This is a genomic window from Nostoc sp. (assembly GCF_036917095.1).
Lineage (GTDB): Bacteria > Cyanobacteriota > Cyanobacteriia > Cyanobacteriales > Nostocaceae > Nostoc.
Genome location: NZ_JBALFH010000040.1, coordinates 252,467 through 278,461 on the forward strand (window position 1 = coordinate 252,467; position 25,995 = coordinate 278,461).

Genomic DNA, 25,995 nt, shown 5'->3' on the forward strand with positions numbered 1-25,995 from the left:
ATTTTACGCGTCAATCAGCTGTATCCGTCATCATGGAATTTTACCCTTCATCCGATACCTGCCAGCGCACACCAGTAAATTCTGAGGTGGCTCCCACAACTTCAAGAGTTTCTCCTTGGTTAAGTCCGCTGGCATATTTATTAGGGCGTCACTGCTTATTACCATTATTCTTTGGGCAAATTAGCATAACCGGACAAAAAAATATCCCGACAACTGGGCCTGTAATCCTCGCGCCTACCCATCGGGCGCGTTGGGATGCATTGCTCGTACCCTACGCTACCGCTGATTGTCGGAGAGAACAAGACCTGCGGTTTATGGTGACTATTGACGAATGCCAAGGTTTACAAGGCTGGTTTGTCCAACGTTTGGGGGGGTTTCCTGTAAATTCTAAGCATCCATCAATCCGCACGCTGCGACATGGAGTTGAGCTACTTCAGCAGAAAAAAACTCTAGTCATTTTTCCCGAAGGTAACATTTTTCGTGATGGTCAAGTTCACCAGTTGAAGCCGGGAATTGCTCGTCTTGCTTTGAGTGCTGAATCTAGTCATTCCGGACTGGGAGTGAAAATTATACCCATAGGCATTAATTACAGCCAACCTTATCCAAGTTGGGGTACAGATGTGAGTATTGACATTGGCTCCCCAATCCGAGTCACAGATTACATGAGTGGCTGTATAAAGCAAGATGCCAAAAACATCACATCTGATTTAGCAAAAGCGCTGCAACAATTAAGCCATCAAGAAACAAAAATTACTAATCACGCATTTGCAGAAATTACTAATTCTTGATCTCGTCAAACATCAGGAGTCTCAAGACTGGCTCTTAACCATTGACCTTGCCAATTTTAGATTAAAGAATTAAAAATTATTTCAGTTCATGCCCCGTGTCCCTTGGGGGTAGAACAAATCCTCTCATCCCAAAGTTTAAAATCCGACGCTCGATAGCGTTTGCAAAGCGCCTCGTAGAGAAGTTTTAGCGACTGACTCTATTTGCTCAGACAGTTAAATGAAAGTCTTTAGATTCTCTGTAAAGATTACTGGTAAAAACAGAATTTTGGGAAGCGCGGACTGAGGACATTGCCATCTCTAGCTGGTTTGGTGCGATGCTTACGGCAGGCTACGCCTACGCAAATACTTCAAGCAGTGCTTTAGGAAGATTCTCCTGCCAAATATCCCACTTAACCTGAGATAATTATTGCTCAGGAAAGGCGGTAGTCAGACAGATGGTGAAACACTCCACCGTAAGTATTGTTCATCACCGCGATATAAGTTAGTTGCTATACAGGGGTAATGGGAACTCTATTAAAGAGATTTTTAGTCTAAATCAGAGATACTTAGGATGTAGCTTTGCTTTGTCCAAGCCAAAACAGAGTTAAGATACCCGAAGTTTCCATAACTTTTTTATATAGTTGTCGCACTAATTGATCCCATGAACACTGCTGCCGCTGTTACCTTGATGCACCGTACTGTTTTATCAGTCATAGCAGTCCTCAGCCTGCTATCACCTGTGAATGCTCAGGTATCACAGTCACCAGGCACTACTAGCCAACCACAACCTATTGACCCCAACGATCCCAATAACCTCCGCCCCATAACCCAAAGTAACAGCCTTTTGAGCATTGAAGGGGGCGATCGCCTCGTGAAAGATGCAGAACAAGCCGTTTCTGCTCAAAATTACCCCTTAGCTGCCAAAAAGCTGCAAGAAGCACGTCAGGTTTATAATCAGCTATCTAATTTTTATCAAGAGTTAAACGCTAGCTTTTCGGGAATTGACAATAGAGTTTCTGATTCTCAGCGTCAAAAAGCTCTATTAACAGCCCAAAAACGAGATGAAGCGACCTTTCAGCTAGCATTGGTACATCGAGCACAAAATCAGCCAGAATTAGCTGTGCCATTGTTGATTCAAATAATTAAGAGTCAAAACCCGACGCGAGATTTAGGCAAGAAAGCTTATAAACAGTTGTTTGAATTGGGTTTTGTTGATTCTCCCTATCCCAGAGAAGGTGGGGCTTCATCATCTTCATCTCAAAAAAAATAAATAAATTAAATTTTTGTTGTCTGTTTTCCCCATCTTCCCTATCTTTCACATCCTTCTCTCCCCGAACAGCACCTTGGAACGCCCCAGTGCTACGATAAGATTATCTGCGGTAGCCTTCGATCCAGCGTTCTCAAAAATATACCTCAGAGGCGCATTTATCCCCAGCCTTGCCAAAACCTGAAGTTGGCACAGGTATTTGCTCTATATCTGTTAATAATAGAAAAGTAAGTTTTTTCAGGAATTGCGATGATTAGTCCGCAGCAGGTTGAGGCAATGATCAAGGCGGAACTGCCAGACGCCCAGGTTCAGGTGCAAGACTTGACTGGTGGCGGTGACCACTATCAGGTAACAGTAGTTTCATCGCACTTTGCAGGTAAGGGGCTGGTGCAGCAGCACCAGTTAATTTATGGTGCATTGAAGCAAGCTGTGTCATCTGAAGCGATTCATGCCTTGGCATTAAAAACATACACTCCCGAAGCTTGGCAAGCAACAGCAGCTTCGTAAACAAGAGTTAGAAGTTAGGAGTTATAAATTTTGACTCCTCACTCCTCACTCCTCACTGTTGAATCCAACATAGGAAACACAAGTACCATGACACCAGAAATCAAAGACAAAATTGATAACTTGCTACAACAGAACAAGATTCTAGTTTTCATGAAGGGAAACAAGTTAATGCCCCAATGTGGTTTCTCCAACAACGTTGTGCAGATTCTCAATACCTTGGGAGTTCCCTTCGAGACAGTTGATGTTCTATCAGACCCTGAAATCCGTCAAGGTATTAAAGAATACTCTGAATGGCCAACAATTCCCCAAGTCTATATCAATGGTGAATTCGTTGGTGGTTCTGACATCTTGATTGAACTGTACCAGAAAGGTGAATTGCAGCAAAGGGTAGAAGTAGCCCTAGCCTCGTAACATCCTGTTTACAGCAAACCAGAGGGTATACTGCTGAATTTGCGCTTCGCAATCAAGGCAACCTACTGTTTTTAATGTCCTTGAAAGGGAAACACTATTTCTAGCCCTTTCAAGGGTTTTTTATTGGTTTCTGACAAAGAATCGATTTCAGGTTACGTCAAAAATCCCCTCAGTCGCATTGGCAAGACCAACATAGGGCTGAGGGGATGTGTTTTTTCAATACAATATCTCCAAAATCTCACACCACGGCAACCGATTGACCAATACAGATAATGTGCTATGATGATCTGCGGTAATTAACGGTTACTATCAATGACCAAGTAAATGGTATTTAGTAGTAATCGGTCTGTGGCTGTGGTTGCGGCACTGCAAAATTCGATCCATCGTACAAGTAGCGGCTGGCTTCTTCTTCTAAGCGATGAATCAGAAAAGGTTCAATGATGTTGCCATGTCGCAGTGCGGCTAGATATCCATCCAAATACATCCGCATGTCATCCGTGCGATAACCGCGATTCCATAACTCGGCGAAGGCGTCGGTGAGTCTTTGGTAATAGCGGATAGTTTGTGTGTCTTGGAGCATAACTGCTGTATTAATCTCTTTGGAATGAGAATTGTAAATGATTCACGCCCAAATGTGAAGTGTAATTTCACTTGGGCATCAAGGTTAAAGTCAACATATCTACTTTGGGCAGCACCCTCCTAGTAGCTACAAGCTACTTTAATCCTATTCCAGAAAACATCGATTCTGGTTAGCTGCTAGAGTTATTTTTCTGATTTTCATGGTCAACAGCCCAATTGTATTGGTGTTATATTCCTGGATGGGGGCACTAATTTTTTGCGTAAAAATCTCCTTTCACCATCAGGTTGAAAAGCTGTCGTAGTCATTAGCTGGTTGGGTTATAGATATTTGCCACATTACACGCGTCTCAAAGCAGAATGTTAAGCTAAAATAACTTTTGATTAAGTGTAACAACACCTTTCATAAGTTTAACAAAAATTTAAGAATATTTCTAATCCCCTTTTGGCAAGGCATAAATTAAATATATTGCCACTCTTTTTATGAGGAAATGTAAAGCTAATAGCAATTGAAGTAACAAAGGCTACAAAACCTTAGAGATGGGCTTGTTACTTTGAAAGTCATCGACGCTAAGGGGTCTTGCCACCGTGGGTTCGGTTTGTATAGAAATCATTGAGGGGAATCCCCATCTGAGGTCGTTGCTGGGTTGGCACTTGCAACAACTGGAATACCGTGTGCATCAAGCTGCCAGCATTTATCAAGCAAGGGAAATATTTTTAAGCCATCAACCAACACTGGTCGTATTAGATGCAGACCTGCCTGATGGTGATGGCATTGAGTTTTGTCGTTGGTTGCATCGTCAGCAGCAGCCTCTAATCTTAATGCTATCTGCCCGTAATAGTGAAGGTGATATCGTCGCAGGTTTAAAGGCGGGTGCAGATGATTATCTGAGCAAGCCTTTTGGGATGCAAGAGTTTTTGGCACGGGTAGAGGCACTGATTCGCCGGAAGCGCACACCTACTGCACCAGCTTATTTGGATTATGGCACTTTGCAAATCGATTTAGTTCAGCGCCGTGTCCGCTTCCAAGGGGAGTTCATCGACTTAACGCCCCAAGAATTCAGTTTGCTGTACGTTTTAGCACAAGCTGGGGGAGTGCCTTTGAGTAGGTCGGAATTGCTGCGTCGTGCTTGGCCTGACGCTATCGATAACCCTCGTACTATTGATACTCACGTTTTGTCGCTGCGGAAAAAGGTTGAACTCGATCCTCGGCAACCCAATTTGATTCAAACTATCCGCAATGTAGGATACCGTTTTAACATGGAAATTTTGAATACTAATATTTCACAGTCACAAACAACAAAGTTAGCTAGAGAAAGATTTAGTAATCAACGTTCAACACTTAGTAGTAGTCAAGTATAAGTGGGGCACTGAGGTGAGGGGGAGCAAGAAAACGACTCCCGATTCCTGTCTCCTAACTCATCCAAAATTTAAAATCCAAAATCGTCTTGAGCTTCTGCTTTAATCAAGCTTTCTCGTAATTTAAGCCAGTCTATTTCAAAGACTCTTTGATTTGCCAATAAATGACCTTGCTGTAGGTGTAATAACCGAGTGCAAAACATCTGGGCTAGTTCCAGTTGGTGATTTACCATCAGAATCGTGGTTTGATGAGTTTGACTCAACTGGGTTAAAACTTGCATTAGATGAGAAGCCGTACCAGCATCTAGGGCAGAGGTTGGCTCGTCTAATAATAATATTTTAGGCTGGATAACTAAGGCACGAGCGATCGCTACTAGTTGTCGTTGTCCCGCAGAAAGTTGCACCTCTGTTCGCCCTAACCATTCACTGGGAATATGCAGTTGTTCTGTCCAGTGGCTGACTCGTTCCTGAATTGTTTGTTTGGGCAAACCACGCAAAACTAAAGGATAAGCCAAGGCTTGCCCAACTGTCATCCCCAACAGCTTTGATTCTTGCAATACAAGTACAAGCATCTGGCGTAGCTGGATGACGGGAATTTGGCAATATTCTTGATTTTCTAGATAGATTTTGCCATTAGTAGGTTCAATGAGGCGGTTGAGGAGGTATAGTAACGAAGTTTTACCAGCGCCAACTGGCCCTACAATCGTCAGTCGTTCGCCCTGGAATATTTCCAAGGAAATATCTTGCAATATGGGGTATCCCTGCTGATTGCCGGGAAGTTGGGTTTTCAGCTTTGTAAACAGATTAACTTGCTCTAGCCTAAGTGTGGCTTTTGCTGTATTCAAGGGTAGTGGGGAATAGGGGAGCAGGGGGACAAAGGAAATAACCATGTCCCATGCCAATTTTAAGTTAATTGTTTGGTAGTTAAGGCTGTAGCGATCGCCCAGCCATCGACCAATAGTAACAGCAGAGTGAATACTAGTAAAATCAAGTACATCCACGGCTGGGCTAAAGGACGAACGTCTGTGGTATCAATGCCCGTCTTTGCTTGGACAATTTGCACGAAACGGGCAAATCCAACTACACGCATCGGTAGTAAATAAGCTTTCCCATCCTGGCTAAGGAAGTAATAAACTAGCCCTCCTTGACCAGTGGTGCGCGGTTTTAACTCTTTCACCTCTGACCAAGGTAAAAACCAGCCTTTCCGAAAAAAGCCAGGCACCCAGGCGGGGTAAGTAACCTGAATTCCCTGGTCATCTACTATTACTTGTTCGGTCAATACAGCATACAAGGCAACTAAGCCGATGCTAATGCCTAACCACAATAATCCTGGGGGTACTGGTGCAGCTGTAAACTGCGATAAGAAGGGTAATGGAACTGTGAGTGCTATGTATAGACTCAGCAGCGTCATCCGAATCAAAGGAGACAGACGAAAAACAGAAGCTGAAATATTGGCTGAGTTTGCTGTCACGGCTCAATTACAATGCTTTTCTTCATTGTAGGGTAGGTCTATGTCCTACCTCGGTTGTCGCATATAAGCTATGCCACTTTTAAATTGCAAATTATCCTTTAAGGTAAATACTTTTGTACTACAATCCAACCAGTAAGCGATACCCAGGCAAATCCTATAAAAAGAATAATATTTAGGCCGATGTGTAAGGGTCTAGCCCAAGGTCGTCTGGCACTAATTTGCGTGGCGCTGAAAGCAGATACTAAAACTAATGCTACCACTATCAATCCAGCAACTAAATGTGATGAGTGACCCAAGGAACCAAAGTGACCGAGAGTACCAACAATGCCGATCGCTAGCAGTAGTAGCACTAAACTTACCATGCTGATGCCCATTGTATAGTGGAGCGATCGCACTGTGCTATTCCCGCCCATAAATGGGGTAATAACAGGGAATTGTCGCGAAGTTCTCGCCTGAAACATCCAAACGCCGGTGACTGCTAACATCAAATATGCCAGCAGGGACAACCCCATCGACCAGGCGGCTATTTTCCACAACCAAAGAAATGAAGGCAGATTCATAAGAATGATTGTAGATGCAGAGAGGGGCAAATGAGAGAATTGAGAAGAAGTAGGGGAGCAGGAAGTAGGGGTAAGGGGGAGAATAATAAAATTACTTCTTTCCCCTCTGCTCCAAGCTTTGTGCCCCTCTGCCTCTTTTCAATTCCCAATAAATAATAAACAAAAAAGGCTGCTAAATTAGCAACCCTTAAATTTAGTAAAATTTTTTTTTAATCAACCGATGCTAAACCAACGATTTGTAAGGGTTTTGTAGTATCTCCGATTTTTGTATTAATTTGCTGCAACATTGGTTTGGTATTAAAAGGGTCTTTTTCATCTGATGAGTCTGTATCAAACTCATTAGTACTGGGTTCTTGGAGCATCAGGCGATCGCAGGGAATCTTATCGGATAAAATTGCACTTGCCATCATCCCTGTATGAATCTCCATTTGACCTTTTCGCGGAGCTTCAAACACTAAACGTTGTCCAGGGAAAACAACCCTTTCAAAGTACCAGTTGGGAATATTGGAGATGCGAGCTATCTGGATTTTGCTGGTGGCATTAATGTAGCAGCAGAGAATTTTTCCCGATTGCTCAGGTGGTAGAGGATCTAATATTTGAGCCATAACTGCTGAGGAGCTTTACGCCACAATTTTACATTACACTAGCCAAGCCTAGCATTGCCCGATCCCCAGTTGTTGTAGCTCCGACTACCAACTGAACTTTTGTCGGTTATTTCTACCTAAAGATAGATCGTAGGTTATAAAAATTTTATAAAAATTTCTGCTTTTTCTGTAATTTTACACTATGTGAACATCTTTTAATTTTTAATTTCTGACAAAAAAGCTTTAACTTCTTTCGGGCAGATAATTACAGGGTAGGTATGGCGAAGATCCCCTTAGCTTGAGCCTAGTTCAGGGGTGTATTTTTGTGTTTCATATATCCCAAGCTTTTAATCCTGGGATCGTCGCTTAATGAATAAACTCAATGTTATCGTAAAGCTATATGAAAAATGTCTTCATAAAACCTCTCTTGATGCCATGCGTTTGGTATGCAAAGCAATTTTATTGATTTTTACATCTGTGAACAGAAATTTCACACATATCAATAATTTGCTTAAATGTCAAGCAAAATTCTAAGAGATTAAAAGCAGCCAAAACAAAAACACACCTTAAAACTAGAATTTATCTCGCTTTCCCCAAAGATTGGCAAGATGGAAGTCAAAACACCCATGATGGAAAATCGAATTCTTTACGTTCGCCTTCCTTGTAACCCTATCTTTCCCATTGGGGTTGTCTACCTGAGCGATGGCGTCCACAAACAGTTTCCTAATATTGAACAGCGCATTTTTGATTTGGGAACAGTGCCACCTTTAGATTACAGTTCTGCTCTGGATCGCTGTATCGATGAATTTAAACCTACACTGCTAGTATTTTCTTGGCGGGATATTCAAATTTATGCTCCAGTTGGCGGACGTGGTGGTAACCCACTGCAAAACGCTTTTGAATTTTACTATGCCAAGAATCTTCTATTGAAACTACGCGGTGGATTGGGCGGTTTGCGAATCTTCATCGCTTACTATGTAGAGTTGTGGCGGAACCAGGGCTTAATCAAACGCGGTTTAAAGCGTGCCCAAAAATATAATTCCAATGCCCGTGTAGTTGTAGGTGGTGGTGCAGTTAGTGTATTTTACGAGCAGTTGGGTAAAAGCTTACCCAAAGGGACAATTATTTCTGTGGGTGAAGGGGAAACCCTGTTGGAAAAACTTTTAAGTGGCAGAGATTTTCGAGATGAACGCTGTTACATTGCGGGAGAAACTCAACCACGGGAACGGCTAATTCACGAACAACCCACTGCAATAGAAAAAACAGCTTGTAACTACGACTATATCGAAAGCATCTGGCCGGAATTTAACTTTTACCTGCAAGAAGAAGACTTTTATATAGGTGTACAAACTAAGCGTGGTTGTCCTCATAACTGTTGCTATTGCGTCTACACTGTTGTCGAAGGTAAACAAGTACGCATCAACCCAGCAGATGAAGTAGTTGCTGAGATGCGCCAATTATACGATCGCGGCATTCGCAACTTCTGGTTTACTGATGCCCAATTCATCCCCGCGAAAAAATTTATCGACGATGCCATAGAACTCTTGCAAAAAATCGTCGATTCTGGTATGACAGATATTCACTGGGCAGCATATATCAGAGCCGATAATTTGACGCCAGAGTTGTGCGATTTGATGGCGAAAACCGGGATGAACTATTTTGAAATTGGAATTACCAGTGGTTCTCAAGAACTCGTGCGGAAAATGCGGATGGGGTATAACCTGCGAACCGTGTTGCAAAACTGCCGCGATTTAAAAGCAGCTGGTTTTAACGACTTAGTTTCTGTCAATTACTCCTTTAACGTCATTGACGAACGTCCCGAAACCATCCGCCAAACCATCGCCTACCACCGCGAACTAGAACGGATTTTTGGTGCTGATAAAGTCGAACCTGCGATTTTCTTTATTGGATTGCAACCCCATACCCATTTAGAAGAATACGCTTTCAAAGAAGGTATCCTCAAACCAGGGTACGATCCAATGAGCTTGATGCCGTGGACAGCCAAAAAACTCCTTTGGAATCCCGAACCTCTTGGTTCATTCTTTGGAGAAGTCTGCTTGCAAGCTTGGCAACAAAACCCCAACGATTTCGGACGTGAAGTCATGAAAATCTTAGAAGAAAAGCTGGGTTGTGCCGACTTAGAAGCAGCACTTTCTGCACCAATAGAGACAAAAGACAAACAGTTAGCAGCTGTTTGATAAAATTCGCAGAATCAAACAAGAGCAAATTTTATCTCCTAGTCTCTCGCTTACCCCCCTACTCTACCCACTCCCCCTCTGCGGTTATTCTCACCCAATCCCATGTTAGAAGGTTCAATCCTACAACAACTAGAAACATCCCATCGCCACAGCACCAGGCCAATTCGATTCGGTGTTTATTACAAAAATACCTTAGTTGCCCTGTGCCATGCTCTTGAAGACCACATCTTAGCAGACGACGGTAAACCCTTAGTAATCACAGCTTTCCAGCAGGGTAAATGGTATCTGCAAGAAGCCGGGCGATATGCAGATATCGCCCAGCGCAGCGGCGAAATTGTGATTATGGCTGCCGCTGAATCCGGCTTTGGCGAACATCCTACCAGCCAGCTACCCAATGTAGACTTAGTAGCGTTAGATCCAATCGATCCAGTAGCTCAGGAGTGGCACTTAATTATTTTATCGCCTAGATACACAGCAATGGTAATTTGTCAAGAATTATCAGAGGCTGATTATGGCAGCATTGGAGTACCGACATCAGACTTAGAGCGCAAATTCTATGGCTTGTGGACATTTGAGCCAGAGTTAGTGCAAGAGACAGCAGAAATAGCGATCGCTCACATCAAGAAATATAACCCAGAATTGGCGGAAAAACTCACAGCAGATAAACGGCAAATCATACTATCTACTGCCAGATTAGAAAATTTAGGGGCAGTTGTCTCCCGTGTAGTAGATTACCTCCAGACTGGGCAAGATAATTTATCCATCCCTACAGCCCTTCAGAAACAAACCCTAGATCGAAACTTGGTTTCTAACGAAATCCAAGCCTTTTTGCGAATGGCGCAACTGATGGATATGGCAGATGTCAACAATCCAATGGCAGCTGCGGAAGTAGTAGTACTTGCTGAAGCGATCGCCCAGCTTTTGGATCTTCCCGCATGGCAGATTAAGAGATTGCGGCTAGCGGCTTTGTTACATCGCATAGATCCATTACAAAAAGCAGAAAGCGTTCTCACAGGTGGTATATCCACACGCTACCAAGAAGATGCCCCTAGTTCTCCCTTAACTTGTCCCTTAGTACCGGGGGCGCAAGTATTGCGAACCATGCCAAGATTACGAGCAGTTGCCCAAATTATCACTCACCAAAGCGAGTGGTGGAATGGCACAGGGGAACCAGCAGGTTTAGCTGGAGATGAAATTCCCCTAGAGTCGAGAATTTTGGCATTATTGGCAGACTTTCAGTGGCGAGTCAATCAGCGAAAATCGTCAAATCAAAGCCGGGAACAGATATTTACTCAAGCTTTAGATGAGTGCAGACAGCAACAATCTACGCGCTTTGACCCTAAACTTGTAGATACCCTAGCTTTATTAGTTATGGGTTTACAACAAGGACTCGACTTACCTTTGATGACACCCAAATTCAGCGCCGGCATCTGGATACTTGATTCCCAATGGGATAGCCACAGCAAGATCAGTGAAGAGATTAGTAGTTACTTTACATGAATATTGAAGCCATTAAATTAGGAAAACTCAAACAACTTCCAGGGGCAAATTTAGAAGACGAGGAACTCTCCCGACTGGATTTAAGCCGGATTAATCTTGCTGGCGCTACCCTTGTCGGCACTAATTTTGCTGGTTCTAAACTCGAAGGTGGGCATTTGGAGGGGGCAAATTTGATGGGAGCCAACCTCCAAGAAACTGACTTGCGGGCGAACTTGATGGGAGCAAACCTGATGCAAGCAGATTTAACAAGCGCTGACTTGCGAGGTAGCAATTTGCGTGGTGCTAACTTGATGGGAGCAAGACTCAGTGATGTGTCATTGGTGGGTGCTTTCTTGAGTGGTGCCAATTTGATGAATGTGAACTTGCAAGGTGTTGACTTGCGCGGTGCTGACTTGCGCGGTGCAAATTTGACTGGGGCAAATCTCAAAGGTGCAGACTTGAGTCGCGCCGATTTGCAGGGAGCATTGTTGAGTGAAGCAAACCTCGAAGAAGCTGACTTGCGGGGAGCGAATTTGGCAGGGGCAAATTTGACGGGAGCGAATTTACTTTGTGCAGAGTTAGAAGGTGCAAATTTGAGCGGCATTAATTTGAATAAAGCTTGTGTGGTGGGGACTGTGGTTGAGACGCTTGCGTAAAGATTGCACCAAAAAACCACCTATGCCGATTATTTGTATTTTTGAGGACTACCCACAATGACACCCGTCGCTGCACAAGTCTCAATCACCGCGATTATTCCCATGTTGACTGCGATCGCAAATCGACAATGGGAACAGTTCAAAGAACTGGAGGCAAATTTTGTATCCCAGTATGGAGTAGAGGTATGGCAAGAGGTTTTTAATTTCCGTCTCAAGCCAGCACTAGATAAAGATTCTGACAGATGGCTACCGATCCAGTGGTGTGATGAAGGAATGATCTCAGTCAAAAATGTGGCGTAGGTGCGATCGCGCTAGGTGAATTATGGCGATCGTTTTTATTGCCATCCAAATTTTATGGAGAATTAACAGTAGAGTATTAACTTAATAAACTGCATAATCGAAAAGTATTGATAAATACATCATTCCAGCCACTCGGGGCCTTTGAAGAATTCACCGTCTGCCCAAAAGGTTTTACAAATCAAAGAACCTTGTCCGGGACTGCTAAAATTTTGGGCTGCTCTAAAGTCGGTTGCAATCAAAATAGCATCATCCATTTCTACCGCATACAAGTCAGCCCCAGTGAAATCAGTACCACTTAAAATAGCTTCGCTCAGGTCTGCATTTCTGAAGTTAGTTCCTATGCAATCTGCACCACTCAAGTCAGCCCCACGCAAATTAGCACCTTCGAGATTAGCAGCATACAAATTTACACACAGCAATCTGGCTCCACTCAAGTTGGCATGACTCAAGTTGCTACCACTTAAATCAACCCTGATCAAATCAGCTTCACTCAAGTCAATTTCGCGCAGATCGACTCCATCCAATGCTGACGCACTGAAGCGAATTCCAGCAAAATCTCTTTCTCCTGCCGCATATCTTTTGAGTAACTTTCGACTGTTGATATTTTCTCTTCTATCTTCCATAAGCTAATTAAATCATTTTTAAATTTACAATCCTATCTTTACTACTCTATTGCCACAGCAATTAAGCATTAATATTAGGACTTACTTACGCACTGTACAATTTAATCATGGGATGCATAATAGCAAAATCAATTAATTTGGTGTGAATACTATTTCCTGTAAATATGTATCAAGATAATTTTAAGAAGATACTAACTGACTCTTTTGCTGCCGTAAAAAACTAACGCTCATCTTATCAGACAACCGATCGCTCAGTCCTTCCCCGTATCCACAAAGCTAGTACACTCATTAACAACACCCCCATCACTCCTTGCAGGGGATTATTATTCACACCAGTTACCCAATCAGGAACTTGGCCAGAATATTTCACTAATTTACCTACATTAATAATGTAGTAACCCCAAACTAAACCACCATGCAAACCAATTGGAAAACCCAAGCGTCCCCTCCGCCAACGCTTTCCCCATACTTGCGTTAATCCCAGCAGTACTAAAGCTGGAAATTGCGGTAGTGTATGAATAATTGCCTCCAAGGGTTTAATAAAGTGCAATGTAGCAAACGCAGTTGCATCTGTCCACAGTGCCACACGCAGACTGTAATCTCGTTGTAATTCATCTAGCAACCAGCCTCGGAATAACAATTCCTCAGCAAATCCAACACCTAAGCTAACAAGTAAACCCTCTAAAATTACTTTCAGTAAAAAAACTTTCGGTTGTTGCCACACCAACCAACCCAACAAACTTTCTACCCCAAAAAGTATCAGAATATTAATTATCCCCAGAGCCAAGCCACGCAGTAAATCCAGTCCGTTTTGCCGCGTCAATTCTAAGCCATAATGCCGCAGAATTTGGGGCTGCTGGTAGACATATTTACCCCATAATCTCAGGAGAAAAATAAAGACTGCATATAACAATACCAATGTCAATATACTTTCTAAGTTTGAATCATGCACTAGTAAGTATATTGGTGTAGCCAATGGCAACCATAGCAACAATAAAGTCAAAATAAAAGCACCCAGCCTAATAGGGGCAGGGCGTTCAGCTAAACGGACAAGGTTTTTTTTCATACTAAATTAAGTCACTAATCAGCAGCCAATACTCTAAATTTCGACTAATGACCAATGACCAATGACCAATGACTATTCATCAGGTTCAATCGTGCTACTTAAACCGTGACTTATCAATGTTTCGCAATAAAACTCAGCGTGTTCCAGGGCGCAAGCAATGACTAAAGCTAGCCCGTTAGTATGGGCTTCCATCATAATGCTCACAGCTTGGGGTTGGGTAAGGCTTGGTACAGTGGCTATTAGTGACTGTACAACATGCTCCATCGAGTTGTAGTCGTCGTTATGGAGCAAAACGCGATACCGAGGCGCGAGCTTGCGGGTTGTGGAAGGCTTTTGAATGGTTTCAACTGACACGGCTCTTTGCTCTTTTCTCGTTACTTCACTACAACAAAGTCTCTGTTTTGCGATCGCTTAACAGTTATTTACCTATTCTATAGTATTTTTGTCCAGATACTATGCTAGAAAAACCCTTTGCTGCCAGGGATTGGTCGTATTAGTTTTGCGTAGCCACTTGTGAGGCAGATGTCTTAGACATCGTTGCCGTGAGAGTGCTACCTTAATCTTACAGAAGCTTTTCTTAAACATAGCGTATTTTCACTTTTAAAATTAAGCAAATTTCAAAATAATCCTTGCCCCTGCCCAAACTGCATAATGATGGACATTAGCCTAGATTTTCTTCAACCAGGACAAATTGTGTCTTTAGAGCATGGCGACAGGAATCTGTATGCAGAAGTCATTCAATTTGTAGTTTCCCGCCAGTTGTGCTGGGTGCGTCCTTTATTAATGGTTACCTTGATTCAAGAATCGCCCCTAATTACCGATTTGCGAGATGCGTCTGACCTGCTTTGGCCTGCCAATTTATTTCGGCCAGCTTTAGACACAGAGGTAATTACCTTCTTAAGCCAAGTTTTAGCAAAAGAACCAAAAACTGAACCTGACTTAGCTGCCAAGCAGCAACTAAATCAATTTATTCACCAACTTTGGCAAGCATACCAAGGGGGATTGGGGATTCGGGATTAGGGGCTTTGCATGGTTGCGGAATTGATTATATTTAGGGACTTCCAAAATTCTCCCCCTGCTTCTCCTGCTTGCCTCAATTCATCCTACTGTTGTGCAACGCTGATATTAGGTATTATTCTTTGCCTGCCCGCATCCTCAATCCACAGCATTGGGTATCAGGCGTAGCGAATACCAGCATCTTTCATCCGTTGAATTCCTTCTTGCAACCGTTCATCAGGGATAGTTAAAGCAATGCGGAAAAAGCCTTCTCCAGATGCACCATAACCACTGCCTGGAGGGACAAGAATGCCACATTTGTCAAGTAGCAACGTCACAAATTCTGCTGAGGAATATCCTGGAGGAACAGGTGTCCAGACGTAAAGGGTAGCTTTCGGAGGCTGAATCGGCCAACCTAGAGATTGCAATCCATTCACGATAATGTTACGGCGATTTTGGTATACCGATATGATGGCTTGGAGTTCTGCTTCGGTGGTAGTAGAATAAGCTGCGATCGCACATGTTTGAATCGCCTTAAACACCCCAGAATCAACATTAGTTTTTACCTGTGCCAAGCCTTTAATACCGATGGCATTACCAACAACAAAACCAACTCGCCAGCCTGTCATATTGTAAGACTTAGACAAACTGTGAAATTCAATCGCTACATCTTTTGCGCCCGGAATTTGCAGCACACTAGGCGGTTTATAACCATCGTATGCCATTTCTGAATAGGCGTTATCATGACACAACAAAATATCATACTGCTTGCAGAAAGCCACCAATTCTTCAAAAAACTCTAGTGTTGCCAATGCCCCAGTCGGATTATTCGGATAATTAATCCACAACAACTTTGCCTTTTGGGCGACTTCTTCAGGTATCGCAGTCAAATCAGGCAAAAAACCGTTTTCTGCCTTCAGGGGCATAGGAAAAGATTCACCACCAGCGAAAATTGTCGAAGTTCGGTAAACGGGATAACCAGGATCTGGTATTAGCGTATAGTCTCCTGCTTCCACAAACGCTAAGAAAGTGTTATGAATTGCTTCCTTGGAACCAATTGAAGAAACAACCTCTGTATTCGGGTTCAATCCCGTCACTCCAAACCGACGTTCCATCCACTTAGCCGCAGTCTCCCGGAATTCTTTTGTCCCTTGGTAAGGTGGATAGTTATGGGTAGAAGCGTCGTCAATCGCCTCATGCATTACCTGGAGGATATGACTGGGAGTAGGTTTATCTGGATCGCCAACAGCCATATTGATGATATCAACTCCCTTAGCAACGAGTTCATTCTGTTTGTGGACAATTTCAGCAAACAGATAGGGAGGAATTTTTTCTAGGCGTTTAGCGAACTGCATGGCGATTTGCTACGAATGCACGATGTAGAGGATCATTAGCACAGTTTACGCCACCTTAGCTATTTAAATAATCAACCTCATAGAAAAATACAAACAATGATATTGCGCTTGTATGCCCCCTGCTTTGACTAAAACTTGTTTTACCTACTTGAAATGTTGATTGCTCCACTCTTAATCAAATTCACTGGATATAACAAGAAACCTTTATGCATAAGCACTTAGGAATATCCCAGGCTAGGAACCAACTTAATTCTCCCAGCATCCATCTCTGCCATTAATAATTCTAGAGCTTCGTAGTCAACGTCAGAAATGTAACCTAGCTCCGTCAGTTCTGAGTTGATTTCATTTTCTATCTCAGGAGTTAGTTTTTTAATGTCAAGAGCTTTTTCTACCAATTTACGAATAGCGTACTTAGTTCTCATAAGTAATAATCCAACTGTATATGATAGTAATTATCCCAGATTTATCTAGGTATAAAGAGCGATCCAAATACTAATTTATTAGTGATGTAGATCACATTTTAATTAGTTAAATAGATAATTCACTATGACTCTGTTCTATGCCTTCAGCAACGCTAAGTGGAAGATTTAACTTACTGGTAAGACTTGGCTAAATTAGCTCTAGTTATAGACTAATCAAGTTTTCTCAGCATAGTTACTGAAGATTTGTCTGCTCTATGGCTGTCTATACTTGATTGTTTTTGAACTGCCGTAAAAAAAAAGTATAGATAAACACACTTTAATCTGGAATTATAACAATCTTTAAACAGAGATACTAAAGCAATAAAGATTCAGCAAAGAGAGCTAATACATATGGTCGATGCAACAAAAAAGAGTTTATGTTCAAATAATTCTTAGCTTGACGCTTCAATAATTCTCAATAGGATGTAACTATGCAAGCAGTGCTTAACTATCCCAAGATTGCAGTTATTCGCCCGCAAGGCTCTTTGAATGCTGCAAATGCCTTGGAATTTGAACGAGATATGACTACAGCGTTGGCTCAAAATGGTATTTCCATGTTGGTAGTAGACCTCGCAGGAGTAGAATTCTTAGACAGCGCGGGGTTGATGGCATTGTTATCTACGCACAAGCTGGCTCTTACTTTAGGACGAGGTTTCCGACTTTGCACTGTTGCTCCATCAATTAGAATTATTTTTGAACTAACGCAACTCGACAGGGTGTTTGAAATATTGGATAGTGAAGTTGAGTTGGCTGCAACATAACTTTATGTAAAACCAAAAAGGTTCGGGTAAGAAGTGGACTTTATGTAAAGGAGTTGTAAGTTGCAACGATAAACTATGTTAAAAGACCTAATTCAATGCTAAGGTTGGGGTTGAGTAGCTGTAATTAAGGTGGCTAGAAGATAGCACAGTGGCTGTTGCAGTTGAAAAATTAATAACATCGGATATTTTAAAACCAGCGCGTTACCTGGGTAACGAGCTTTTAGCTGTACACAAACCTTGGGATACGGCAGCAATCCGCTGGGTGTTAACTTACCCAGAAGTATATGAAGTGGGTGCATCCAATTTAGGGCACATCATCCTGTATAACATCTTGAATGCCCAACCGCGTCAATTGTGCGATCGCGCCTACCTCCCAGGACAAGACCTGGCAGCCAAACTACGCGAAACCAACACGCCATTGTTTGCGGTAGAGTCAAAGCGATCGCTGACAGAATTCAACATTTTAGGGTTTAGCCTCAGTTACGAACTGGGGGCAACTAATATCCTGGAAATGTTAGATTTGGCTGGAATTCCCTTGACGTGGCGAGAACGCCAAAAAGCTGGCGTTGCAGGGGGAGAATCTACTAATCTCCAATCCCAGTTTCCGTTGATTTTTGCTGGCGGGCAAACAGCGACATCAAATCCTGAGCCTTATGCCGACTTCTTCGACTTTTTCGCCCTTGGAGATGGAGAAGAACTGTTGCCAGAAATTGGTTTGGTGTTGGAAGAAGGCAAACAAGCAGGATTGAGTCGGGAACATCTGTTACTGGATTTGGCACAGATACCAGGTGTATATGTGCCTCAGTTTTACGAGATGGCAGAGGATGGCTCAGTTCATCCTCGTCGCAAAGATGTGCCAAAACGAATTCTGCGACGGGTTGCAACTCCGATACCAGCATATTCCATCGGGTTAGTTCCCTACGTAGAAACGGTGCATGACCGCTTGACCATTGAGATTCGGCGTGGTTGCACTCGTGGCTGCCGCTTCTGTCAACCAGGAATGCTGACTCGACCAGCACGGGATGTAGAACCGGATAAGGTTGTAGAAGCAATTGAACAGGGAATGCGGGCAACTGGTTACAATGAGTTTTCGCTATTATCTCTGAGTTGTTCTGATTATTTATCCCTTCCAGCAGTGGGGATGGAAATCAAAAATCGCTTAAAAAATGAAAACATTTCTCTGACTCTACCAAGCCAACGGGTAGACAGATTTGATGAGAATATTGCCAATATCCTGGGAGGTACGCGCCAAGGTGGACTAACTTTTGCTCCAGAAGCTGGAACTCAGCGGATGCGAGACATCGTAAATAAGGGTTTGACGAATGAAGAATTATTGCGGGGGGTGAAAACCGCTTGGGAGCAAGGCTGGGATAAAATCAAGTTGTATTTTATGATTGGCTTGCCGGGTGAGACGGATGCTGATGTTTTAGGCATTGCGGAAACAGTCAGCTGGCTACAGCGAGAATGTCGAGGCAAGGGCAGAAAACCTCTAAACTTTAACCTGACAATTTCTAACTTTACGCCCAAGCCCCATACACCATTCCAGTGGCACTCAGTTTCTACCGCTGAATTTAAGCGAAAACAAAACTTGTTGCGGCAAGAATTCCGCCGGATAAAGGGAGTGAAGGTAAATTTTACCGATGTCCGCATTTCCGCAATGGAGGATTTTGTCGGCCGAGGCGATCGCAATCTGGGCAAAGTAGTCCGTCGTGCCTGGGAATTGGGTGCAGGGATGGATTCCTGGTATGAAAACTTAGATCGGGCTTTTAGTGCTTGGGGAGATGCGATCGCCCAAGCCGATCTAGAGTGGAAATACCGCCAAATAGAAAATGGCGAATGGAATTTGTTTCATGCAGAGGAGCAGAAGAGCGCAGGAGCAGAGGAGAATACCCCACTCAACACTCAGCACCTAGCACTTAGCACTCCCCACTCTTTAGATATTCCCCTTCCTTGGGATCATATTGATACTGGAATTGACAAAAAGTGGCTCAAAGAAGACTTGCAACGCGCCCTAGAAGCCGCAATTGTACCTGACTGCTCTTTTGAAGGTTGTTCTCACTGTGGTGTCTGTGGCACCGACTTTGGGCATAACGTCGTGATTGAATCACTAGCAATCCCAAAATTCGCTGGCGAGTTTGTCCCCAACACAACTAAGGCCCAAAGACTGCGAGTTTGGTTTGGGAAACAAGGTAATATGGCTTTGATGAGCCATCTAGATTTAATCCGTCTGTTTGACCGAGTTGTGCGGCGAGCAGGCTTACCAATTGCTTTTACTGGTGGGTTTCACCCAATGCCACGGATTTCTCTAGCAACTGCTTTAGCTCTAGGGGCTACTAGCAGCGGCGAAATCGCAGATTTTGAGTTAACGGTGCCAGTGGAAGTTGATACTTTCCGAGAACAGTTAGCTCGTGAAATGCCCACAGACATACCTATATATAATGTGGAGCAGATAGATTTAAAAGCTAGTGCCGCTACCCAACTGCTAGAGTCCGCAGAGTATTTAATTACTGTAACAGCACTTGCAGAAACAACACCCATACAATGGCAAGACTGGATTGATACAATCAAAGCAAAAGAGGAACTTTGGTACGAGCACACAACTAAGTCAGGCAAAAGCCAGTTAATAAATCTGCGCGATCGCTTGTTTGAACTGGAATTAGTAGAAACCCACAATAGCATTGCAGAATCTATGTCATCTGCGATCCGTTATCTAGGTAGCTATCGCCAAGACGGTTTGCTGTTGCGTCCCGAACAAATCCTGTTTATGCTAGAGGCAGTGGCTAATGTAGAATTTCAACTCCTGCACATCCACCGCAATCGGCTAATTTTAGGGGTATAATCCCTGTAAGGCAACTTGCTAGTAGTTGTCCTGACATGGCAGCTCATAGGAATTGATTTTTAGCAAGGTTGCGTTAGAATAGGGTGAAGAGAATTTTTCTGGCGCTGCATTGAATTAGCTGGTTCACTACCCTGGTATTCAGGGGGCGAAAGCAAAGATATTTAGAGTGCAACTTCTAGGATTTTATCTTAGACAAACAAAAAGCAGATTAAAGAATGCACACTCTCTCTATAGCTACCTTGTGAATCAGTAAGTAACAGCAGGCTCGGTTAGCTTCTCTAAATCCATGCTTTTTAAACAACTGCTGAATGTCTAATCCACGTAGTGCCCAAGAGCTAGTGCATTACTTTTTTAGAGTTAAAGCAACTGCTGTCGGTTATGCCGACTTGTAGGCGTTCGCAGAGGCGCAAAGTGCGGCTTGTCTTAGGCTAGAGCGGCTCAAGGCAGGGTAGCAACTAGCGCTGCTGAGTATAACCCTAAGATAAATCCGGGGAATGGAAAATAGAAATAGTTTCTTTTTCTTAACGAATTCAGTAGGTTACTCTCAAATGAAATGTCTTGAGTTAAAATGCTTACTCAGGATTTAGAACTTTCAATTCAGAACTCTCAAGATTTGAGGGTATTGCATCACAAATCAACCACAGACGGTTGATTTAATTGCTTAAACGATATGCAGCAGTTCTGGAATTAATCAGCCGTGGAAATGCTCTTAAGAGCGCCAATAGCTATTTAACTTAGAAGCTCAGATTTGCGATTTTTATTATCAGTAGCGCCTTTTGAGGGTTGTGAGGGTAGCAAAATTATAATATCAAACCGGGAAAACACTGCTAATTATAACTGACGCCCAGACGCGGAGAGTTTTGAATTACAAGTAATTATCCGGACTTGATACAACAAACCTCAAACCTATAAGTGCTGCCAATTTTTGAGGAAATTGAATGCCAAAACAAATTATCATCGCGGAGCAGCACCAAATTGCTGCGGTTTTTTCGGAAGATCAAATACAGGAACTCGTTGTTGCTACAGGTCATCATCAAATAGGTGATATCTACTTAGGAGTAGTAGAAAACGTATTGCCTGGGATAGATGCGGCTTTTGTCAATATTGGCGACCCAGAACGCAACGGTTTTATTCACGTCACTGACTTGGGGCCATTAAAATTAAAGCGTACCGCAGCGGCAATTACAGAATTACTAGCACCACAGCAGAAAGTTTTGGTGCAAGTAATGAAAGAGCCAACGGGGACAAAAGGGCCCAGGCTTACGGGTAATATAACCTTACCCGGACGCTACGTAGTACTGATGCCCTATGGTAGGGGCGTAAATTTATCCCGACGGATTAAGAGTGAAAGTGAGCGCAACCGCTTGCGGGCGCTGGCGATTTTAGTCAAACCGGCGGGAATGGGTTTGCTTGTGCGTACAGAAGCCGAAGGCAAACCAGAAGAAGCGATTATGGAAGATTTGGAATTGCTGCAAAAGCAATGGGAGGCCATTCAGCAGGAAGCGCATTCCACCCGTGCACCAGCACTGCTCAACCGAGACGATGACTTCATTCAGCGCGTATTGCGAGATATGTACGGCGCGGATGTAAATCGGATTGTCGTGGATTCCAGTACTGGTTTGAAGCGCGTCAAACAGTACTTGCAGAATTGGAGTGGAGGTCAAACACCGCAGGGATTGTTGATTGACCATCATCGCGATCGCTCTCCAATTTTAGAGTACTTCCGCATCAGTGCCGCAATTCGAGAAGCCCTGAAACCGAGAGTAGACTTACCTTCTGGAGGCTATATCATCATTGAGCCGACGGAGGCATTAACAGTAATTGATGTTAACTCAGGTTCCTTCACGCGATCGGCAACAGCTAGAGAAACAGTTTTGTGGACAAACTGCGAAGCTGCAACCGAAATTGCTCGCCAGTTGCGTCTGCGGAATATCGCCGGGGTGATTGTCGTTGATTTTATTGATATGGAATCGCGACGCGACCAACTGCAAGTTCTCGAACACTTTAATAAAGCACTCAAAGCAGACAAAGCTCGTCCCCAGATTGCCCAACTTACCGAACTGGGTTTAGTAGAACTAACCCGCAAACGTCAGGGCCAAAATATTTACGAATTGTTTGGTGAAACTTGTCCCACCTGTGGTGGTTTAGGGCATACCGTGCGTCTGCCTGGAGAAATCGAAAACCGATTGCCAATACCGGCAGAGACACCAGAGCGCGAGCGTTTTGTATCCCTGCCTCACCGAGAACCACGTCAACCATCAGCCCGCATCCCGGAACCACGAGAAACCTATGATGGATTTGGGGAAGCATTTGACGGCGACTCGGAATTGAGTAACCTAAATCTGATCAATCATCCTAGTTATCAAGAACTTGATAATAAGCGTCGTACCCGTACTCGCCGCAGTAAAATTGGCATTAATGGGTTAAACGGGAAAGATGAAGCCCGGGTTGTTCCCAATCCACTGGCTTTTGTCAACGAGCCAGACTTAGACCTTGATGTGGAGCCAGAACTAGGAGTTGCACCAGAGATTCCTTCACCCACCCTTGGTAAACCAGGTTGGAGTGAAAGAATAGAGCGCACTAAAATTACCAAGGCAGAGCCAGTCAAACCAGTGGTAGAACCACCGGAGATTAGAACTGTAGAAATGAGCCTTCAAGAACAGGATATGTTTGCCTTGATGGGAATATCTCCCTTGGTGAAGTTAGAGCAAGAGGTTAAAAATACCAAGTCTGTGATTATTAATGTGATTCAGCCTGGTCAATTGCCAACGACCCAAACTGAATCAGCCTCAGAATCAACTATTGTCCAAAAAGCAACACCTGAAATAACTGCTATTGCTCAAAAAGCAACACCTGAAATAACCACAAGCAAGATACCGACACCAAAAGTTATTGAACCAGAACAAAAATCTTTGATAGAAGAGACAACTGAACCATCGGAGTTGACTGTGAATCCTTCGGGACGCTTGTCTGCGAAAGCTGCCGCCGCGAACGAGATTGCAGATGAAAGTGAAGCCAATAGCAGCACCACTGCCAGCCGTCGCCGCCGCCGTCGTTCTTCGGCAATTGAGGATAATTAATTTGCTTTATGGTAGAGACAGAGCCAACTGCCGCTGCTGTTTGGTCGCCAACACCTTTAGAACAATCCAGTTGGCTGGAGTTTTCTACCTTGTCAGGGATTCCCGGGCTGGTTGCAGGTGTGGATGAAGTAGGACGAGGTGCTTTATTTGGCCCTGTGGTAGCGGCAGCAGCGATCCTACCAGATCGTGCTTTGCCAATACTTGTGGCAGCTAAAATTAAAGACAGTAAAAAGTTGTCTAGTTCTCGGAGAACTCAGCTAGCACACCAAATTTGTGGGCTGGCTATAGACTGGAAAATTGGGTTTGCTTCTACTGCCGAAATTGACAAGATAAATATTTTGCAAGCGACACTCTTAGCAATGAAGCGGGCTGTGCTGAAGTTAAAGGTACAGCCTGCACTTTGCTTGGTTGACGGCAATCAGTCAATCAAAGATTTACTACTGCCGCAACAAACAATAGTTAAAGGAGACGAGCGATCGCTCGCTATTGCTTCTGCTAGTATTATTGCCAAGGTTTGGCGTGACGAACTAGTACTACGTCTAGCATTAAAATACCCTATGTACAGCCTAGAGTCTAACAAGGGTTATGGTAGCCAGCAGCATTTGCTGGCTTTGCAACAATATGGGCCTTCGCGCCTACATCGTCAGTCTTTTCGTCCTTGCCAAATCAAAGTACCGAACGCTGAGTGATTAAATAATTACTCAGCATTCAGGATTGGCAATTCAGTACTGTTACCGTTAAGTCCTCTATCTTTGGTTTGTGATATCACCCAGTAGCGATAATCCGCCAAAAGTTGATTTAATAACCGTTGCTTAACCGACAACAGTACGCTTTTGAGTAAAGCATTGCCAGTAGTTTCTAAAATTGGCTTAGGAGTGAAGGAAAATGGCGGTGGCAAATCCACCAGCACTTCTAAATCAGCCTTTCCTTGCAGGCGAGTGCCAGTGCTTAACTCTTTGGGAGACAAATGCCCTTTTAAATTGAGAGCAAAGCGCTGGTTAATATACTCGAAGCCCAGGATTTCACAGCCTAGCGATCGCAAATAAATTATTCCATTTGATTCTGCCCAGACTCTCATGTCTACAGTAGGTTGAATACTCAATGACATAAAAGTCAGCGGACGCATTTTCAAGCGAAATACTTCCTCAGAAAGCTGCTCAATTCTACTGTTGTCAGCCAAAGCCTTAACTAAACGTTGAGGCTGGCGCAAGTAGTGCTGAATGGGAATAGGCTGCTCTGGAACAGCGATTTCAACCGATTGGGAGGCAGTAAACCGGGTAGCCATGAGCGGATAAAAATATCTGTTTCTTAATTTTAATATTTTTTAACAAATTAAAACTGATTATTAAAAAAGTATAAAATTTATTGACCAGAAAAATGATTGTTGCTTATCAGCTATACATTAGTAGCAAAAAGTTGGTACGCTTGTTACTATCTTTAGTTTAATAAATATAGATTAAAATTTAATTCTTGACAAAAAATTAATAGCATGTAATGTAATTAGTTAAATGTTCAAAAGAATTTAGCAACAAAACTATCAGGAAATCTATTTGGTAGAAGAGTCATTACCATAACTTGTTTTCCTGAATACATATTTCGGTCTATTTGTTTAGTTTGTAAATTTAAGAGATAACAGTGTTTTGTAAGAGTAGATATTGGATATATTTGCCAAACTCAAAATATTATAATCTCTGTTTACGCATTAAACTTGCAACTCAAGGCTAAAACATGACTTTATCGATCGCACATTTAGGACCTCCCGGCACTTACGCAGAACAAGCTGCTGTTTTTTATGTCAACTGGTTGAGCAAAAGTACGGGAATTGAAGCTATATTATGCCCCTATCCTACCATCTCCCAATCGCTGCACGCCGTTGCTGATGGTCAAGCCCACTTGGCTGTTGTGCCAGTGGAAAATTCTATTGAAGGGAGTGTGACTACAACAATGGATACACTATGGCAGTTGGACAGTTTGCGAATTCAGTTGGCTTTGGTATTACCCATTGCCCATATGTTAATTTCTTGCGCGTCTAGCTTAGATAGGATTAAAACTGTTTACTCTCACCCGCAAGCTTTGGCACAATGCCAGGGATGGTTAGAGCGGTTTCTACCGGCTGTACAGATTATTCCCAGCAATTCCACAACCGAAGCACTACAGCGATTGGAACAAGAGACGACAACAGCAGCGATCGCTTCTAGTAGAGCAGCTCAACTCTACAAATTACCAATACTAGCTAGTGGTATTAACGATTATCCAGAAAACTTTACTCGTTTTTGGGTAGTAAGTCAGAGTGAGGCAGACGCTGGATACCAGGTATCAACAACGCGTGCCAGTCACACATCGCTGGCTTTTAGTATGCCTGCTAACACACCCGGAGCATTGGTCAAACCTTTGCAAATATTTGCTCAGTTAGGGATTAACCTTAGTCGGATTGAATCTCGTCCGACGAAGCGATCGCTAGGCGAATACTTGTTCTTCATGGATTTAGAAGCGGATGCCAAGGAAGCACAAATGCAATCTGCTTTAGCAGAATTAATTAGCCACACAGAGATTTTAAAAATTCTTGGCGCTTACAATGTTTTGCCGATTGGCGCTCTTGCTTGAGAAGTTAGGAGTTATCAGTTATCAGTTAGGGACTATAAATTATAAGTTGTCAATCTTTTATTTTTTGTTATTTCT

At 43.1% G+C, this 25,995-nt stretch carries 26 protein-coding genes; 15 read left to right on the forward strand and 11 right to left on the reverse strand.

Features of this window, described 5'->3' with window-relative positions:
• Positions 1-32: 32 nt before the first annotated feature.
• From V7L01_RS20670 to grxD, 4 genes are all read left to right on the forward strand, one after another.
• Positions 33-788, forward strand: coding sequence for a lysophospholipid acyltransferase family protein (locus V7L01_RS20670; protein ID WP_335037928.1), 756 nt, complete (start codon positions 33-35; stop codon positions 786-788).
• Positions 789-1,428: 640 nt separating this feature from the next.
• Positions 1,429-2,037: a hypothetical protein gene (locus tag V7L01_RS20675; RefSeq protein WP_335037931.1), complete on the forward strand. Its 609-nt coding sequence runs from the start codon at positions 1,429-1,431 to the stop codon at positions 2,035-2,037.
• 246 nt (positions 2,038-2,283) lie between these two features.
• The gene (locus tag V7L01_RS20680; protein WP_335037933.1) at positions 2,284-2,541 is read left to right on the forward strand and encodes a BolA family protein; all 258 of its coding nucleotides are present in this window, start codon (positions 2,284-2,286) and stop codon (positions 2,539-2,541) included.
• A gap of 87 nt (positions 2,542-2,628) precedes the next feature.
• Positions 2,629-2,952: a Grx4 family monothiol glutaredoxin gene (gene grxD, locus V7L01_RS20685; RefSeq protein ID WP_335037936.1), complete on the forward strand. Its 324-nt coding sequence runs from the start codon at positions 2,629-2,631 to the stop codon at positions 2,950-2,952.
• A 331-nt stretch (positions 2,953-3,283) separates the two neighbouring features.
• Here grxD and V7L01_RS20690 read toward each other — a convergent pair whose 3' ends face one another.
• Positions 3,284-3,532, reverse strand: coding sequence for a DUF6761 family protein (locus V7L01_RS20690; protein WP_335037938.1), 249 nt, complete (start codon positions 3,530-3,532; stop codon positions 3,284-3,286).
• 584 nt (positions 3,533-4,116) lie between these two features.
• Here V7L01_RS20690 and V7L01_RS20695 point away from each other — a divergent pair.
• Positions 4,117-4,890: a response regulator transcription factor gene (locus V7L01_RS20695; protein WP_335037940.1), complete on the forward strand. Its 774-nt coding sequence runs from the start codon at positions 4,117-4,119 to the stop codon at positions 4,888-4,890.
• A 68-nt stretch (positions 4,891-4,958) separates the two neighbouring features.
• Here V7L01_RS20695 and V7L01_RS20700 read toward each other — a convergent pair whose 3' ends face one another.
• The 4 genes from V7L01_RS20700 to V7L01_RS20715 all read right to left on the reverse strand — a co-directional run bounded on the left by V7L01_RS20700 (position 4,959) and on the right by V7L01_RS20715 (position 7,523).
• On the reverse strand, positions 4,959-5,777 hold the full coding sequence (locus V7L01_RS20700) for an ABC transporter ATP-binding protein (protein WP_335038437.1): 819 nt from the start codon (positions 5,775-5,777) through the stop codon (positions 4,959-4,961).
• A gap of 14 nt (positions 5,778-5,791) precedes the next feature.
• Positions 5,792-6,358: a hypothetical protein gene (locus V7L01_RS20705; RefSeq protein ID WP_335037942.1), complete on the reverse strand. Its 567-nt coding sequence runs from the start codon at positions 6,356-6,358 to the stop codon at positions 5,792-5,794.
• 98 nt (positions 6,359-6,456) lie between these two features.
• Positions 6,457-6,918: a DUF4079 domain-containing protein gene (locus tag V7L01_RS20710; protein ID WP_335037944.1), complete on the reverse strand. Its 462-nt coding sequence runs from the start codon at positions 6,916-6,918 to the stop codon at positions 6,457-6,459.
• 209 nt (positions 6,919-7,127) lie between these two features.
• Positions 7,128-7,523 (reverse strand): DUF1830 domain-containing protein, encoded by a 396-nt coding sequence (locus tag V7L01_RS20715; protein WP_335037946.1) that lies wholly within the window; start codon positions 7,521-7,523, stop codon positions 7,128-7,130.
• A 587-nt stretch (positions 7,524-8,110) separates the two neighbouring features.
• On the opposite strand from V7L01_RS20715, the gene V7L01_RS20720 reads away from it, so the two are divergent.
• From V7L01_RS20720 to V7L01_RS20735, 4 genes are all read left to right on the forward strand, one after another.
• Complete coding sequence (locus V7L01_RS20720) at positions 8,111-9,700, forward strand: photosystem II high light acclimation radical SAM protein (protein WP_335037949.1); 1,590 nt, start codon at positions 8,111-8,113, stop codon at positions 9,698-9,700.
• 102 nt (positions 9,701-9,802) lie between these two features.
• Complete coding sequence (locus V7L01_RS20725; protein ID WP_335037951.1) at positions 9,803-11,200, forward strand: DICT sensory domain-containing protein; 1,398 nt, start codon at positions 9,803-9,805, stop codon at positions 11,198-11,200.
• Positions 11,197-11,835 carry a pentapeptide repeat-containing protein gene (locus V7L01_RS20730; protein ID WP_335037953.1) on the forward strand — a complete coding sequence of 213 codons (639 nt, stop codon included), beginning with the start codon at positions 11,197-11,199 and terminating at the stop codon, positions 11,833-11,835. The genes V7L01_RS20725 and V7L01_RS20730 overlap by 4 nt, the downstream gene beginning before the upstream one ends.
• A 57-nt stretch (positions 11,836-11,892) precedes the next feature.
• Positions 11,893-12,135 carry a hypothetical protein gene (locus V7L01_RS20735; RefSeq protein ID WP_335037955.1) on the forward strand — a complete coding sequence of 81 codons (243 nt, stop codon included), beginning with the start codon at positions 11,893-11,895 and terminating at the stop codon, positions 12,133-12,135.
• A 119-nt stretch (positions 12,136-12,254) separates the two neighbouring features.
• Here V7L01_RS20735 and V7L01_RS20740 read toward each other — a convergent pair whose 3' ends face one another.
• From V7L01_RS20740 to clpS, 3 genes are all read right to left on the reverse strand, one after another.
• Positions 12,255-12,758 (reverse strand): pentapeptide repeat-containing protein, encoded by a 504-nt coding sequence (locus V7L01_RS20740; protein ID WP_335037957.1) that lies wholly within the window; start codon positions 12,756-12,758, stop codon positions 12,255-12,257.
• A gap of 235 nt (positions 12,759-12,993) precedes the next feature.
• Positions 12,994-13,824 carry a CPBP family intramembrane glutamic endopeptidase gene (locus V7L01_RS20745; RefSeq protein ID WP_335037959.1) on the reverse strand — a complete coding sequence of 277 codons (831 nt, stop codon included), beginning with the start codon at positions 13,822-13,824 and terminating at the stop codon, positions 12,994-12,996.
• Positions 13,825-13,896: 72 nt separating this feature from the next.
• A complete protein-coding gene (gene clpS, locus V7L01_RS20750; protein ID WP_335037962.1) occupies positions 13,897-14,178 on the reverse strand; it encodes an ATP-dependent Clp protease adapter ClpS in 282 nt (93 codons plus the stop codon).
• A 300-nt stretch (positions 14,179-14,478) separates the two neighbouring features.
• Between clpS and V7L01_RS20755 the strand changes: the two genes are divergently transcribed.
• Positions 14,479-14,844, forward strand: coding sequence for a hypothetical protein (locus tag V7L01_RS20755; RefSeq protein ID WP_335038439.1), 366 nt, complete (start codon positions 14,479-14,481; stop codon positions 14,842-14,844).
• 155 nt (positions 14,845-14,999) lie between these two features.
• On the opposite strand, the gene V7L01_RS20760 is transcribed toward V7L01_RS20755, so the two are convergent.
• Positions 15,000-16,175 carry a pyridoxal phosphate-dependent aminotransferase gene (locus tag V7L01_RS20760; RefSeq protein WP_335037964.1) on the reverse strand — a complete coding sequence of 392 codons (1,176 nt, stop codon included), beginning with the start codon at positions 16,173-16,175 and terminating at the stop codon, positions 15,000-15,002.
• Positions 16,176-16,393: 218 nt separating this feature from the next.
• Positions 16,394-16,597: a hypothetical protein gene (locus tag V7L01_RS20765; RefSeq protein ID WP_335037967.1), complete on the reverse strand. Its 204-nt coding sequence runs from the start codon at positions 16,595-16,597 to the stop codon at positions 16,394-16,396.
• A gap of 470 nt (positions 16,598-17,067) precedes the next feature.
• Between V7L01_RS20765 and V7L01_RS20770 the strand changes: the two genes are divergently transcribed.
• The 4 genes from V7L01_RS20770 to V7L01_RS20785 all read left to right on the forward strand — a co-directional run bounded on the left by V7L01_RS20770 (position 17,068) and on the right by V7L01_RS20785 (position 24,005).
• Positions 17,068-17,397, forward strand: a complete 330-nt coding sequence (locus tag V7L01_RS20770; protein WP_335037970.1) for an STAS domain-containing protein — start codon at positions 17,068-17,070, stop codon at positions 17,395-17,397.
• A gap of 148 nt (positions 17,398-17,545) precedes the next feature.
• Positions 17,546-20,236 (forward strand): TIGR03960 family B12-binding radical SAM protein, encoded by a 2,691-nt coding sequence (locus V7L01_RS20775; protein ID WP_335037972.1) that lies wholly within the window; start codon positions 17,546-17,548, stop codon positions 20,234-20,236.
• A 938-nt stretch (positions 20,237-21,174) separates the two neighbouring features.
• A complete protein-coding gene (locus tag V7L01_RS20780; RefSeq protein ID WP_335037974.1) occupies positions 21,175-23,316 on the forward strand; it encodes an Rne/Rng family ribonuclease in 2,142 nt (713 codons plus the stop codon).
• Between the two features lie 8 nt (positions 23,317-23,324).
• Positions 23,325-24,005: a ribonuclease HII gene (locus V7L01_RS20785; RefSeq protein WP_335037976.1), complete on the forward strand. Its 681-nt coding sequence runs from the start codon at positions 23,325-23,327 to the stop codon at positions 24,003-24,005.
• An 8-nt stretch (positions 24,006-24,013) separates the two neighbouring features.
• Here the strand turns inward: V7L01_RS20785 and V7L01_RS20790 are convergent, their stop codons facing one another.
• Positions 24,014-24,601 (reverse strand): DUF1997 domain-containing protein, encoded by a 588-nt coding sequence (locus V7L01_RS20790; protein WP_335037978.1) that lies wholly within the window; start codon positions 24,599-24,601, stop codon positions 24,014-24,016.
• A gap of 443 nt (positions 24,602-25,044) precedes the next feature.
• Between V7L01_RS20790 and pheA the strand changes: the two genes are divergently transcribed.
• On the forward strand, positions 25,045-25,920 hold the full coding sequence (gene pheA, locus V7L01_RS20795) for a prephenate dehydratase (RefSeq protein WP_335037980.1): 876 nt from the start codon (positions 25,045-25,047) through the stop codon (positions 25,918-25,920).
• Positions 25,921-25,995: the final 75 nt, after the last annotated feature.

Bases quoted from the DNA above. Each gene is read 5' to 3' on its own strand.
- V7L01_RS20670 (WP_335037928.1), top strand. From the start codon at position 33: ATGGAATTTTACCCTTCATCCGATACCTGCCAGCGCACACCAGTAAAT.
- V7L01_RS20675 (WP_335037931.1), top strand. From the start codon at position 1,429: ATGAACACTGCTGCCGCTGTTACCTTGATGCACCGTACTGTTTTATCA.
- V7L01_RS20680 (WP_335037933.1), top strand. From the start codon at position 2,284: ATGATTAGTCCGCAGCAGGTTGAGGCAATGATCAAGGCGGAACTGCCA.
- grxD (WP_335037936.1), top strand. From the start codon at position 2,629: ATGACACCAGAAATCAAAGACAAAATTGATAACTTGCTACAACAGAAC.
- V7L01_RS20690 (WP_335037938.1), bottom strand. From the start codon at position 3,532: ATGCTCCAAGACACACAAACTATCCGCTATTACCAAAGACTCACCGAC.
- V7L01_RS20700 (WP_335038437.1), bottom strand. From the start codon at position 5,777: ATGGTTATTTCCTTTGTCCCCCTGCTCCCCTATTCCCCACTACCCTTG.
- V7L01_RS20710 (WP_335037944.1), bottom strand. From the start codon at position 6,918: ATGAATCTGCCTTCATTTCTTTGGTTGTGGAAAATAGCCGCCTGGTCG.
- V7L01_RS20715 (WP_335037946.1), bottom strand. From the start codon at position 7,523: ATGGCTCAAATATTAGATCCTCTACCACCTGAGCAATCGGGAAAAATT.
- V7L01_RS20720 (WP_335037949.1), top strand. From the start codon at position 8,111: ATGGAAGTCAAAACACCCATGATGGAAAATCGAATTCTTTACGTTCGC.
- V7L01_RS20725 (WP_335037951.1), top strand. From the start codon at position 9,803: ATGTTAGAAGGTTCAATCCTACAACAACTAGAAACATCCCATCGCCAC.
- V7L01_RS20730 (WP_335037953.1), top strand. From the start codon at position 11,197: ATGAATATTGAAGCCATTAAATTAGGAAAACTCAAACAACTTCCAGGG.
- V7L01_RS20735 (WP_335037955.1), top strand. From the start codon at position 11,893: ATGACACCCGTCGCTGCACAAGTCTCAATCACCGCGATTATTCCCATG.
- V7L01_RS20740 (WP_335037957.1), bottom strand. From the start codon at position 12,758: ATGGAAGATAGAAGAGAAAATATCAACAGTCGAAAGTTACTCAAAAGA.
- V7L01_RS20745 (WP_335037959.1), bottom strand. From the start codon at position 13,824: ATGAAAAAAAACCTTGTCCGTTTAGCTGAACGCCCTGCCCCTATTAGG.
- V7L01_RS20755 (WP_335038439.1), top strand. From the start codon at position 14,479: ATGGACATTAGCCTAGATTTTCTTCAACCAGGACAAATTGTGTCTTTA.
- V7L01_RS20760 (WP_335037964.1), bottom strand. From the start codon at position 16,175: ATGCAGTTCGCTAAACGCCTAGAAAAAATTCCTCCCTATCTGTTTGCT.
- V7L01_RS20765 (WP_335037967.1), bottom strand. From the start codon at position 16,597: ATGAGAACTAAGTACGCTATTCGTAAATTGGTAGAAAAAGCTCTTGAC.
- V7L01_RS20770 (WP_335037970.1), top strand. From the start codon at position 17,068: ATGCAAGCAGTGCTTAACTATCCCAAGATTGCAGTTATTCGCCCGCAA.
- V7L01_RS20780 (WP_335037974.1), top strand. From the start codon at position 21,175: ATGCCAAAACAAATTATCATCGCGGAGCAGCACCAAATTGCTGCGGTT.
- V7L01_RS20785 (WP_335037976.1), top strand. From the start codon at position 23,325: ATGGTAGAGACAGAGCCAACTGCCGCTGCTGTTTGGTCGCCAACACCT.
- V7L01_RS20790 (WP_335037978.1), bottom strand. From the start codon at position 24,601: ATGGCTACCCGGTTTACTGCCTCCCAATCGGTTGAAATCGCTGTTCCA.
- pheA (WP_335037980.1), top strand. From the start codon at position 25,045: ATGACTTTATCGATCGCACATTTAGGACCTCCCGGCACTTACGCAGAA.